Origin of the sequence: Bacteroides sp. 44_46 (genome assembly GCF_001915465.1) — a bacterium.
Lineage (GTDB): Bacteria > Bacteroidota > Bacteroidia > Bacteroidales > Bacteroidaceae > Bacteroides > Bacteroides clarus.
In genome coordinates this window covers 79,578-90,977 of sequence record NZ_MNQO01000007.1, presented here as the reverse complement: position 1 = coordinate 90,977, position 11,400 = coordinate 79,578, and the positions used below count along the sequence as shown (strand labels likewise).

Here is an 11,400-nt window from a genome sequence, read left to right as displayed (position 1 = left end):
ACGCCGATGGTACTGCGTAACAGTGGGAGAGTAGGTAGTCGCCGTTTTTTTTAGAGAAGCCCCCGTATCGATAGAAAGATACGGGGGCTTTATTGTTTTCAGAAGGATATTACTGATCGGAATCGGGTGAGCTGTATCCTGTTTTGGAAAATTGAGCTGTTTTCCGTATATTTGCCGGTGAACTGATTTTTTAATTAATATTTAAAGCAAATTGAAGTATGAAAACTAAAGTTTTATTCGCTGCTATGGCAGTAGCATTTTCTTTCGCCGTAACATCATGTGGTAACAAAAAAGCTGCTGATGCCAATGCAACCGGAGCGGATTCTTGCTGCGCTGCACAAACCGAACAAGTATGTGATTCTGCAAAGGCTTGCTGCCAGGCTGATTCCGCCGTTTGTCCGAAAGCTGCTTGCGATAGCGCCAAGTGTGACAAACCTTGCGAAAAGAAGTAATTCAGGACTTGTATTGAACTGAAACATAAGGAAAAGGCGTGCCTCAAAGGTGCGCCTTTTTTGTGATATATTAGAGTGATAAATGAATGTTAACTTATAAAATGATATTATTTCTAATAAAAAAGTTACGGATTTGTTTGTACGGTACGAAATAATCTATACCTTTGCATCGTTAAAACAAAAAAGATAAGATGATTCAGAACTTTACATATATTCTACTGTGTGGTATTATTATTCTACTGGCAAAGTTTAGTGGAAGTGAGTGCTGTGCATAAATATATGTAAGATATAACAATATACTAAAGCCTTTCTCACTTCCCTGTGCGAAAGGCTTTTTTTATGGAATATGAATTTATAAATATAATAAAGCGATGAGTGATAAATTATTTATTTTCGACACAACGCTCCGCGATGGTGAGCAGGTTCCGGGATGCCAGTTGAATACAGTAGAAAAGATTCAGGTAGCCAAGCAACTGGAAGCACTGGGAGTGGATGTAATTGAAGCGGGATTTCCTATTTCAAGTCCGGGTGACTTTAATTCGGTGATTGAAATTTCCAAAGCAGTGACGTGGCCTACGATTTGCGCCTTGACACGTGCCGTACAGAAAGATATCGATGTTGCAGCGGAAGCCCTGCAATTTGCCAAGCATAAGCGTATTCATACGGGTATCGGAACTTCCGACTCGCACATCAAATATAAATTCAATTCCAATCGCGAGGAGATTATTGAGCGTGCGGTAGCGGCCGTGAAGTATGCCCGCCGTTATGTAGAGGATGTTGAGTTCTATGCCGAAGATGCCGGACGCACGGATAACGAATATCTGGCACGTGTGGTGGAAGCTGTTATCAAGGCGGGCGCTACGGTGGTTAATATTCCCGATACCACAGGATACTGTCTGCCTGCCGAGTATGGGGCGAAGATAAAGTATCTGATGGAACATGTGGACGGCATTCATAATGCTATCATTTCCACCCATTGCCACAATGATTTGGGTATGGCTACCGCCAACACAATGGCAGGTGTGCTGAATGGAGCCCGTCAGGTGGAAGTTACTATCAATGGTATCGGTGAACGTGCCGGAAATACTTCGCTCGAAGAAGTGGCGATGATTATTAAATGCCATAAGGATATCAACATTGAAACCAACATCAATACGCAGAAAATTTATCCTACCAGCCGTATGGTATCGAGCTTGATGAATATGCCGGTGCAGCCTAACAAGGCGATTGTAGGCCGCAATGCCTTTGCCCATTCATCGGGTATTCATCAGGACGGCGTATTGAAGAATGTGCAGACTTATGAGATTATCGATCCGCATGATGTGGGTATCGACGATAACTCCATCGTACTGACCGCCCGCAGCGGACGTGCCGCTTTGAAGAACCGTTTGCAGGTGTTGGGCGTGTCTTTGGATCAGCAGAAGCTGGATAAGATTTACGAGGAATTCCTGAAACTTGCCGATAAGAAGAAGGACATTAACGATGATGATATTTTGGTACTGGCAGGTGCGGATCGTGCTCAGAATCATCGTATCAAGCTGGAATACTTGCAGGTGACAAGCGGTGTAGGTGTCCGTTCCGTTGCCAGCCTGGGACTGAACATTTCGGGTGAGAAGTTCGAGGCGGCTGCCAGCGGAAACGGTCCGGTAGATGCCGCGATCAAGGCTTTGAAGAAGATAATAGACCGCCACATGACGTTGAAAGAGTTTACGATTCAGGCCATCAGCAAAGGCAGTGATGATATGGGTAAGGTACATATGCAGGTGGAATATGATAACTGTATCTACTATGGTTTCGGCGCCAATACGGACATTATAGCCGCATCGGTGGAAGCGTATATAGACTGTATCAATAAATTCAAGATGTAAAATCCGTATCTTATACATACTTTATAAATACATAAATCATAATTCATAAACTGTAAATTACAACTCGTTTCCGATGAATACATTATTTGATAAAATTTGGGATGCTCACGTTGTGCAGAAGGTTGAAGACGGCCCTACACAGCTTTACATAGACAGGCTTTATTGCCATGAAGTAACCAGTCCGCAGGCTTTTGCCGGATTGCGTGCAAGAGGGATTAAGTGTTTCCGTCCGGAAAAGATATTCTGTATGCCCGACCATAATACGCCGACGCACGATCAGGACAAGCCTATTGAAGACCCTGTTTCGAAGACGCAGGTGGATACGCTTGCCAGGAACGCGGAAGACTTCGGGCTGGAGCATTTCGGCATGATGGACAAGAAGAACGGCATTATCCATGTGGTAGGTCCGGAACGCGGACTGACCTTGCCGGGCATGACAATCGTATGCGGCGACTCGCATACTTCTACCCATGGCGCAATGGGTGCGGTGGCTTTTGGTATCGGTACGAGTGAAGTGGAAATGGTGATGGCTTCGCAATGTATTCTTCAAACCCGTCCCAAAACGATGCGCATTACGGTAGACGGTAAACTGGATAAGGGGGTGACAGCCAAAGATGTGGCGCTCTATATGATGTCTAAAATGACTACCAGCGGTGCTACGGGCTACTTTGTGGAGTATGCCGGAGAGGCTGTGCGCAGTCTGTCCATGGAAGGACGCCTCACTCTGTGCAACCTCAGTATAGAGATGGGCGCGCGCGGCGGTATGGTTGCCCCGGATGAAACGACTTTCGAGTATATCAAAGGACGTGAATACGCCCCGAAAGGTGAAGAGTGGGATAAGGCGCTGGCATATTGGAAGACGCTGAAAAGCGATGCGGATGCGGTATTCGATAAGGAAGTACGCTTTGATGCCGCTGATATCGAGCCGATGATTACCTACGGAACCAATCCGGGCATGGGCATGGGCATTACGCAGCATATTCCCGCTACCGAGGGGATGGGCGAGGCTGCCAAAACGTCTTTTATGAAGTCTATGGACTATATGGGTTTCCGGCCGGGTGAACCATTGCTGGGCAAAAAGATAGATTATGTGTTCCTGGGTGCTTGTACCAACGGTCGTATCGAGGACTTCCGTGCATTTGCCTCTATCGTGAAAGGCCGTAAGAAAGCGGCGGATGTCGTGGCATGGCTGGTTCCCGGTTCGTGGATGGTAGATGCGCAGATACGTGAAGAAGGGTTGGACAAGGTGCTGGAAGAGGCGGGGTTTGCTATCCGTCAGCCGGGATGTTCGGCTTGCCTGGCGATGAATGATGATAAAGTGCCTGCCGGAAAGTATGCGGTGTCCACCAGTAACCGTAACTTTGAAGGACGTCAGGGCCCGGGCGCACGCACTTTGCTTGCCAGTCCGCTGGTGGCTGCCGCGGCTGCGGTGACAGGGGTGATTACAGACCCGAGAGAGTTGTTAAATGAAGAATGAAGAACGAAGAATGAAGAAACAATGAAACAGAAATTCAATATCATCAACAGTACTTGCGTACCTCTTCCGTTGGAGAATGTAGATACCGACCAGATAATCCCTGCGCGTTTCCTGAAAGCCACTACCAAAGAAGGCTTTGGCGAGAACCTGTTTCGCGATTGGCGGTATGACAAGCAAGGCAATAAAATAGAATCTTTCGTACTGAATGACCCTACTTACGGCGGACAAATCCTTGTAGCCGGCAAGAACTTCGGTTCGGGAAGCAGCCGCGAGCACGCAGCCTGGGCCATTGCCGACTATGGTTTCCGTGTGGTGGTAAGCAGCTTTTTTGCGGATATCCATAAGAATAACGAACTGAATAACTTCGTGCTTCCCGTAGTGGTGAGCGAACCGTTTCTGAAGGAACTTTTCGATTCGGTTTTTGCCGACCCCAAGACGGAAGTGGAAGTGAACCTGCCCGAACAGACCATCACCAACAAGGCGACAGGCAAAAGCGAGCATTTTGAAATCAATGCCTACAAGAAACATTGCCTGATGAACGGTTTGGACGATATAGATTTCCTTGTGGAGAATAAAGACAAGATAGAATCCTGGGAGAAGAAACATGAAGCATAATCATCCGAAAATAGAAATCATGGACACCACGCTCCGCGACGGCGAACAGACCAGCGGAGTATCTTTCGTGCCCCATGAGAAACTGATGATAGCCCGTTTGTTGCTTGAAGACCTGAAAGTAGACCGGGTGGAAGTCGCTTCCGCGCGGGTGTCCGAAGGAGAGTTTGATGCGGTGAAAATGATATGCGACTGGGCGGCCCGCCGCAATATGTTGCCGAGAGTGGAAGTGCTCGGCTTCGTAGACGGGCATACGTCGGTAGACTGGATACACGCTACCGGTTGCCGCGTCATCAACCTGTTGTGTAAAGGCTCCTTGAAGCACTGCTCCTGCCAGTTGAAGAAATCGCCCGAAGAGCATATCGAGGATATTCTGGCAGTGGTGAACTACGCGAATGTGCAGGACATGGAAGTGAACATCTACCTGGAAGATTGGAGCAACGGCATGAAAGACTCGCCCGAATACGTCTTTCAGTTGATGGACGCATTGATTCAGACCAATATAAAGCGGTATATGCTGCCCGATACATTGGGTGTGCTGAACCCGCTGCAAGTCATTGAATTCATGCGGAAAATGGTGAAACGCTATCCGCACGCGCATTTCGACTTCCATGCGCACAATGATTACGACCTCGCGGTGAGCAACGTGCTGGCCGCCGTGTTGAGTGGCTGCAAGGGCTTGCACACCACCATTAACGGTTTGGGCGAACGTGCCGGGAATGCCCCTCTTGCCAGCGTGCAGGCCATCTTGAAAGACCATTTCAGCGCTATCACCAATATCGACGAGAGCCGTCTCAATGATGTGAGCCGTGTGGTAGAGTCTTATTCGGGCATCGTTATCCCTGCCAACAAGCCGATTGTGGGCGAAAACGTGTTTACGCAGGTGGCGGGCGTGCATGCCGACGGAGATAATAAGAGTAACTTATACTGCAACGACCTCTTGCCCGAACGTTTCGGCCGCAAGCGGGAGTATGCCTTGGGCAAGAACAGCGGCAAGGCGAATATCCGCAAAAATCTGGAAGACCTGGGACTGGACTTGGACGAGGACTCCATGCGCAAGGTTACCGAACGCATCATCGAACTGGGCGATAAAAAGGAGCTGGTGACGCAGGAAGATTTGCCGTACATCGTTTCCGACGTCTTGAAGCACGGAATTGTGGACGAGCGTGTAAACCTGAAAAGCTACATCGTGAACCTTGCCTACGGACTGAAGCCAATGGCTACGTTGAAAATAGAAATCAACGGCAAGGAGTATGAGGAGAGTTCCAGCGGTGACGGTCAGTACGATGCCTTTGTGCGTGCGCTGCGCAAAATATACAAGGTGACTTTGGGGCGCAAATTCCCGATGCTGACGAATTATGCGGTGACTATTCCCCCCGGCGGACGTACCGACGCTTTTGTGCAGACGGTAATCACCTGGACGTTTGAAGACAAGGTGTTCCGCACCCGCGGACTGGATGCCGACCAGACGGAAGCCGCCATCAAGGCCACGGTGAAGATGCTCAATATCATCGAGGGAGAATATGATAAATAAGATATTTGTGACGGGTGACCGTATTCGCCGCAAGAATAAGATGATGAAAGATAAAATAGAAAATGAATTGAAAAAGAAATAAATAATTATGGACTTTAAAATTGCAGTATTGGCCGGTGACGGTATCGGCCCCGAAATATCCGCAGTAGGTGTGGACGTAATGACCGCCGTTTGCGAGAAGTTCGGTCACAAAGTGAACTATGAGTATGCTGTCTGCGGTGCGGACGCCATCGACAAAGTGGGAGACCCGTTTCCCGAAGCTACCTATCAGGCTTGCAAGAATGCCGATGCAGTGTTGTTTTCGGCAGTAGGCGACCCGAAATTCGACAATGACCCCACCGCAAAGGTACGCCCGGAACAAGGGTTGCTGGCTATGCGCAAGAAGTTAGGATTGTTTGCCAACATCCGTCCCGTGCAGACCTTTAAGTGCCTCTTGCACAAGTCTCCGCTTCGTGCAGAATTGGTGGACGGAGCTGATTTTCTCTGCATCCGCGAACTGACGGGCGGTATGTACTTCGGCGAGAAATACCAGGACAACGACAAGGCTTACGACACCAATATGTACACCCGTCCGGAGATTGAACGCATCCTGAAAGTAGGCTTTGAGTATGCCATGAAGCGCAACAAGCACCTTACGGTAGTGGACAAGGCGAATGTGCTTGCCTCTTCGCGCCTGTGGAGACAGATTGCCCAGGAAATGGCTCCGAACTATCCGGAAGTCACCACCGACTATATGTATGTGGACAACGCCGCCATGCGTATGATTCAGGAACCGAAGTTCTTCGACGTGATGGTGACGGAGAATACCTTCGGCGATATTCTGACCGATGAAGGCTCTTGCATCAGCGGCTCCATGGGCCTGCTTCCTTCCGCTTCCACCGGCGAAAGTACCCCGGTATTCGAGCCTATTCACGGTTCATGGCCGCAGGCTAAGGGCTTGAACATTGCCAATCCGCTGGCGCAGATTCTTTCCGTAGCCATGTTGTTTGAGTATTTCGACCTGAAAGAAGAAGGCGCGCTTATCCGCAAGGCGGTAGACGCTTCTCTCGACGCCAACGTCCGTACCCCGGAAATTCAGGTGGAAGGCGGCGATAAATACGGCACGAAAGAAGTAGGTGCGTGGATTGCTGACTACATCAAACACTAATCTTTATTAAGGAAAGAAAGGGACAAACGTTTTTTTCCTACCTTTGCGAGGAGATGCCTCAAAAGTATGATACATTTATCTGTGATAATGATTTTACTTTTGATGTATCTCCTCGTTTTATAAGTAATGATTATGGCAAAAATAGCAAAGAACTTGACGGAACTTATCGGCGGCACACCGTTGATGAAGTTGGCCGGATACAGCGGGAAGTACGGACTGCAACGGGATATAGTTGCCAAACTGGAGTCGTTTAATCCGGCAGGCAGTGTAAAAGACCGCGTAGGGTTGGCAATGATTGAGGATGCCGAAGCGCGCGGAGCGTTGAAGCCCGGCGCCACTATTATAGAACCTACCAGCGGCAATACGGGGGTGGGACTGGCAATGGTAGCTACCATCAAAGGTTATCATCTGATACTGACCATGCCCGAAACTATGAGCATCGAACGCCGTAACCTGTTGAAAGCCCTCGGAGCGGAAATCGTGCTGACGGACGGGTTGGCGGGTATGGCGGGCTCTATCGCCAAGGCGCAGGAACTGAGGGATAAGATTCCCGGCGCCGTAATTCTGCAACAGTTTGAGAATCTTTCCAACGCCCGGATACATGAGCTTACTACGGGAGAGGAAATCTGGACGGACACGGACGGACAGGTGGACGTATTTGTGGCGGGAGTAGGTACGGGCGGTACGATTTGCGGTGTAGCCCGCACGTTGAAGAAGCATAATCCGAATGTTTATATCGTGGCTGTCGAGCCTGCGTCGTCTCCCGTGCTTGAGGGGGGAGAGGATGCGCCGCACCGTATACAGGGCATCGGGGCAAACTTTATTCCAGCTCTTTATGACGCTTCGGTAGTGGATGAGGTGATTCCTGTGCCGGACGATGAAGCCATTCGTGCCGGACGCGAGCTGGCGTCTACCGAGGGACTGTTGGCGGGAATATCTTCCGGCGCGGCTGTTTATGCCGCCCGTTTATTGGCAAAACGTCCCGAATTTGCAAACAAGATGATAGTTACCTTGTTGCCTGATACGGGGGAGAGGTATCTCTCGACGGAGTTGTTCGCTTTTGACACTTATCCTTTGGAATAAATGCCGGGGAAAAACTCCCGTTCCAACGCTTGGTACCTTTCGTACCACCGGCTGGTATTGCTTGTGCCAAGGCTTGGTATTGTCTGTACCAGCGGTTGGTATTCTTCGTACCAAGGCTTGGTATCTCCGATACCGGCGGTTGGAACCGGTTTAAGTAAATGTTGAAATTCGGTTTGTATCAACACTTGCTTGTTTACTTATCTTATAAATATAGAATCATAAGTATGAAGAAGCTGATTTTTCTCGTTGTGTGTTTATTGGCAGGCGGTATGCCTGTATTTTCGCAGACTTATCAGGAACTTTGCGACCGTGCCATAACTTACACGGAACAGGATAGTTTGCCGCAAGCGGAAGAGTATATCCGCCAAGCCTTAAAGCTGGAACCGGCAAATCCTCACAATGCCCTTCTGTTTTCCAATCTCGGTACGATACAGCGTCGTCAAAGGCAGTACGAGCAGGCTTTGGAGTCTTATAACTTTGCCTTGAATATCGCTCCGCGCGCAGTTCCTATCTTGCTGAACCGTGCGGCTGTTTATATGGAACTGGGGCGTAATAATCTGGCGCAGGCCGATTATTCGCTGGTGTTGGATTTAGAGAAGAACAATGAGGAAGCTTTGCTGATGCGCGCTTATATTTATATGCAGCAGCGTGAGTATAAAATGGCAAAGGCTGATTATGAACGCTTGTTGAAAGTGAATCCAGCCAGCTATAACGGTCGCCTCGGTTTGGCCACTTTGGAACAGAAAGAGGGGAAATACGAAGAAGCGCTGGGCGTCTTGAACAATATGATTGCAACCACGGGAGAAACTTCTCAGTTGTCTTCTTCCCAATATGCCATGCTGTATGTAGCTCGTGCCGGAGTAGAGAAAGACTTGAACCACATGGATATGGCCTTGGTAGACCTGGAAGAGGCAATAAGACTGGATAGCTCGCAACCGGAAATATACCTGATGCGCGGTGAAATCTACCTCGCCCAAAAGAAAAAAGACTTAGCCAAACGCGATTTTGAGAAGGCTGTATCATTAGGAGTGCCGCAAGCCGATTTGCGTGACCTGCTGCAACAGACGAGGAAATAGGGAGGGAGCGTTTAGTGATTAGTGATTAACGATTAGTGATTAGCGGTTAGCTGTTAACAGTTTATAGCATCACAACTTAATCACTAATCACTAAACGCTAATCACTAAACTTACGTATTAGGGCAACGAATTCTTTTCCGTATTTCTTCTTTTTGTATTCTCCGATGCCGCTGATGTTGCCGAATTCCTCAATGGTGGCGGGGCGTGAGGTACTGAGCAGGTGAAGCACTTTGTCGGACAGGACGATGTATGCGGGCAAGGCTTCTTCGTCCGCAAGACGTTTTCTCAACTTGCGCAACGCTTCAAAGAGAGCCTCGTTCTCCGTATCGGGAAGTCCCAAAGGCAGCTCTTTGCCGGGAAGGGGCACCTTGCGTTTTCTTCCCTGCTTGGTTTCGTTCGTTTCTTCCCGGCGTATTACTACTAATCGGGCGGTGGCTCTACCGAAAAGAACATCGCTTCCTGTGGAAGTTATTTTCAGATGATTGTTTTCGTTGTAGGCGATTTCAAAGTAGCCGAGCTGCAGCATTTGTAATAAATAATCATGCCAGTCGCGGGCCGGAACTTCACGTCCGGCGGCAAATGTTTTCAGTTGCTGATAGCCTTTGCTCACGACTTCGGGAGACATGGTTCCTCTTAGAATATCCACTAAAACGCCCGTGCTTATTTGCTGTTCCGTACGGGCAATGGCGCTTAAGGCTTTCTGTACGATAATAGTTCCGTCGAAGCGTTCCGGCGGGTTCTTGCAGACATCGCAATTGCCGCAATCATGGTCTGCCGTCTCTCCGAAATAGCTTAACAATATGCGGCGCCGGCAGATGTCGGATTCGGCGTATTGCTGCATGCGTTGCAGTTTCTCTAAGTTAATGCCTTCTTGCCCGCTGTCGGTGGCGAATTTGGTCAGTAAAATCAAGTCAGCCAGCGAGTAAAACAGTAATGTGTCGCTTGGCAGTCCGTCTCTTCCGGCACGTCCGATTTCCTGATAGAAACTCTCGATGCTCTTTGGTAAATTATAATGAATAACCCATCGTACGTTGCTCTTGTCTATACCCATACCGAAAGCAATAGTGGCGCATACTACTTGCACACGGTCATTGATGAAATCATCTTGCGCTTCGTCCCTGCGGGCGGGGGAGAGGCCGGCGTGGTAGACGGCGGTGCGGATGCCTTGCTTTTGGAGCATTTGCGCCACGGACTCCGTCTTGCTTCGACTCATGCAATAGATGATGCCGCTTTCTCCGGGATGGCGGGCTATGAAGTCAAGAATTGTCTTGGATTTTTCCTTCTGCCGGTAGCCCCGCTTTACGGTGAGGCTCAGGTTGGGGCGGTCGAAAGAGGAAATGAATATCCGGGGGTGGTTCAGATGGAGTTGCCTGATGATATCTTCGCGCGTGATTTTGTCGGCGGTGGCGGTCAGGGCGATGATGGGTACCTGCGGAAATTGCCGGTGCAGAATCCCCATTTGTGTATATTCCGGACGGAAATCATGCCCCCATTGCGAAATGCAATGCGCCTCGTCGATGGCGAAAAGTGAGATGTGCATATCCCGCAGGAGATAGTTGGCCTCTGCAAGCAGCTTTTCGGGAGAGATGTATAGCAGTTTCAGTTTGCCCTCCGTGCAGGCACGGCGAAGGGCGGCATTCTCCGTTTCGTCATTGCTGCTGTTCAGCGCACCGGCACTGATGCCGTTGGCGCACAACGCTTCTACCTGGTCTTTCATCAGCGAGATGAGCGGTGAGACCACTACGGCGGTTCCTTCGCGCAGTAGGGCGGGAAGTTGGTAGCATATTGATTTTCCACCGCCGGTGGGCATTAACACAAGTGCGTCGTTTCCATCCAGAATGTGACGGATAATCTCTTCTTGCAAGGGGCGGAAACTGTCGTATCCGAAGTATGTTTTAAGCGTTTGTAGCATAAGCGGTGCCGGTATCTTTTTCGGGGCAAAGTTACATTAATTCTTGCATAAAACGCAAAAGGAAGTGTAACTCAATTAAATAACTTGTGAAATTGACAGTAAAGTTAAATAATCTTATTATTGAGCGTACTCCGCTTCTTTTCAACCTTTTTCGTTGTTTATATATTAAAAATATGTGCGGGAAAAGTTGCGTATTAAAAAAAAATGTTAGACTTTTGTGTAATCTAAGGGAAACTCCT

General features: G+C 48.9%; 10 protein-coding genes. 8 read left to right on the top strand and 2 right to left on the bottom strand.

What is annotated here, in order from left to right; translation table 11 throughout:
- Positions 1-218 precede the first annotated feature (218 nt).
- The 7 genes from BHV73_RS03850 to cysK all read left to right on the top strand — a co-directional run bounded on the left by BHV73_RS03850 (position 219) and on the right by cysK (position 8,173).
- Positions 219-452 carry a hypothetical protein gene (locus BHV73_RS03850; protein ID WP_087413295.1) on the top strand — a complete coding sequence of 78 codons (234 nt, stop codon included), beginning with the start codon at positions 219-221 and terminating at the stop codon, positions 450-452.
- A gap of 371 nt (positions 453-823) precedes the next feature.
- On the top strand, positions 824-2,320 hold the full coding sequence (locus BHV73_RS03845) for a 2-isopropylmalate synthase (RefSeq protein WP_009121240.1): 1,497 nt from the start codon (positions 824-826) through the stop codon (positions 2,318-2,320).
- Between the two features lie 73 nt (positions 2,321-2,393).
- Positions 2,394-3,797: a 3-isopropylmalate dehydratase large subunit gene (gene leuC / locus BHV73_RS03840; protein WP_087413296.1), complete on the top strand. Its 1,404-nt coding sequence runs from the start codon at positions 2,394-2,396 to the stop codon at positions 3,795-3,797.
- Positions 3,798-3,818: 21 nt separating this feature from the next.
- A complete protein-coding gene (gene leuD, locus BHV73_RS03835; RefSeq protein ID WP_009121242.1) occupies positions 3,819-4,412 on the top strand; it encodes a 3-isopropylmalate dehydratase small subunit in 594 nt (197 codons plus the stop codon).
- Positions 4,402-5,943, top strand: a complete 1,542-nt coding sequence (locus tag BHV73_RS03830; RefSeq protein ID WP_009121243.1) for a hydroxymethylglutaryl-CoA lyase-like TIM-barrel protein — start codon at positions 4,402-4,404, stop codon at positions 5,941-5,943. The genes leuD and BHV73_RS03830 overlap by 11 nt, the downstream gene beginning before the upstream one ends.
- A gap of 88 nt (positions 5,944-6,031) precedes the next feature.
- Positions 6,032-7,090, top strand: coding sequence for a 3-isopropylmalate dehydrogenase (leuB, locus tag BHV73_RS03825; RefSeq protein ID WP_009121244.1), 1,059 nt, complete (start codon positions 6,032-6,034; stop codon positions 7,088-7,090).
- Between the two features lie 132 nt (positions 7,091-7,222).
- On the top strand, positions 7,223-8,173 hold the full coding sequence (gene cysK, locus BHV73_RS03820) for a cysteine synthase A (RefSeq protein ID WP_195621698.1): 951 nt from the start codon (positions 7,223-7,225) through the stop codon (positions 8,171-8,173).
- On the opposite strand, the gene BHV73_RS03815 is transcribed toward cysK, so the two are convergent.
- Complete coding sequence (locus BHV73_RS03815) at positions 8,158-8,358, bottom strand: hypothetical protein (RefSeq protein ID WP_255379236.1); 201 nt, start codon at positions 8,356-8,358, stop codon at positions 8,158-8,160. The two genes, cysK and BHV73_RS03815, sit on opposite strands and share 16 nt — an antisense overlap.
- Positions 8,359-8,397: 39 nt before the next feature.
- Here BHV73_RS03815 and BHV73_RS03810 point away from each other — a divergent pair, with 39 nt between their 5' ends.
- Complete coding sequence (locus tag BHV73_RS03810) at positions 8,398-9,249, top strand: tetratricopeptide repeat protein (RefSeq protein WP_087413299.1); 852 nt, start codon at positions 8,398-8,400, stop codon at positions 9,247-9,249.
- 97 nt (positions 9,250-9,346) lie between these two features.
- Here BHV73_RS03810 and recQ read toward each other — a convergent pair whose 3' ends face one another.
- Positions 9,347-11,161, bottom strand: a complete 1,815-nt coding sequence (gene recQ / locus BHV73_RS03805) for a DNA helicase RecQ (protein ID WP_195621702.1) — start codon at positions 11,159-11,161, stop codon at positions 9,347-9,349.
- Between the last annotated feature and the right edge of the window lie 239 nt (positions 11,162-11,400).

Bases quoted from the DNA above. Each gene is read 5' to 3' on its own strand.
- BHV73_RS03850 (WP_087413295.1), top strand. From the start codon at position 219: ATGAAAACTAAAGTTTTATTCGCTGCTATGGCAGTAGCATTTTCTTTC.
- BHV73_RS03845 (WP_009121240.1), top strand. From the start codon at position 824: ATGAGTGATAAATTATTTATTTTCGACACAACGCTCCGCGATGGTGAG.
- leuC (WP_087413296.1), top strand. From the start codon at position 2,394: ATGAATACATTATTTGATAAAATTTGGGATGCTCACGTTGTGCAGAAG.
- leuD (WP_009121242.1), top strand. From the start codon at position 3,819: ATGAAACAGAAATTCAATATCATCAACAGTACTTGCGTACCTCTTCCG.
- BHV73_RS03830 (WP_009121243.1), top strand. From the start codon at position 4,402: ATGAAGCATAATCATCCGAAAATAGAAATCATGGACACCACGCTCCGC.
- leuB (WP_009121244.1), top strand. From the start codon at position 6,032: ATGGACTTTAAAATTGCAGTATTGGCCGGTGACGGTATCGGCCCCGAA.
- cysK (WP_195621698.1), top strand. From the start codon at position 7,223: ATGGCAAAAATAGCAAAGAACTTGACGGAACTTATCGGCGGCACACCG.
- BHV73_RS03810 (WP_087413299.1), top strand. From the start codon at position 8,398: ATGAAGAAGCTGATTTTTCTCGTTGTGTGTTTATTGGCAGGCGGTATG.
- recQ (WP_195621702.1), bottom strand. From the start codon at position 11,161: ATGCTACAAACGCTTAAAACATACTTCGGATACGACAGTTTCCGCCCC.